The organism is Bradyrhizobium sp. Arg237L (assembly GCF_029990105.1).
GTDB lineage: Bacteria > Pseudomonadota > Alphaproteobacteria > Rhizobiales > Xanthobacteraceae > Bradyrhizobium.
Genome location: NZ_JAQMIL010000235.1, coordinates 1 through 423 on the forward strand (window position 1 = coordinate 1; position 423 = coordinate 423).

Sequence of the window (423 nt, forward strand, 5' to 3'; positions counted from 1 at the left end):
GCCTCGCCAAAACGCTTGCTGACCGTTGCCGGCATCTGGTCCCAGCCGGGGAGTGAGGGGGGTGAAAAGACCTCGTAGGTCATTCCACGTGGAATGGTAATGGTGATGAAATGCTGGTTCGGCGGCAGCGCGCCGCTGCCATGCACCAGCTTCTCGAGCAGAGCCGTGGAATAATGCTCGCTCGCATAAATCATCGGGCTGCCGATGGTGTTCCAGCGCCCGGGCGCGATCGTCGAGCCTGTCGCGTCGAAGATGGGATGAGCGCCGGCAGGGTCGCCAATGCGAAAACACGTTAGGCCGCGATCGAGAATCTGTGCCGTCACGCGGCCGTGCCGTATTTCAGACGGCCGAGAATATCGATGACCAACTCGGCCCCGAATTCGCTTTGGATGACGACGTCGATGGGCCGCTTGTCCTCGATCA

The 423-nt window shown here is 61.0% G+C and carries 1 protein-coding gene and 1 pseudogene; both read right to left on the reverse strand.

The features are described 5' to 3' along the window. A partial coding sequence (locus tag OZ411_RS43130) for an RES domain-containing protein (RefSeq protein WP_282532831.1) occupies nt 1-323 on the reverse strand: 323 nt, incomplete at its 3' end. After that, nucleotides 320-423, reverse strand: a pseudogene (locus tag OZ411_RS43135) (antitoxin Xre/MbcA/ParS toxin-binding domain-containing protein); the annotation flags it as partial. The gene OZ411_RS43130 and the pseudogene OZ411_RS43135, both read right to left, overlap by 4 nt.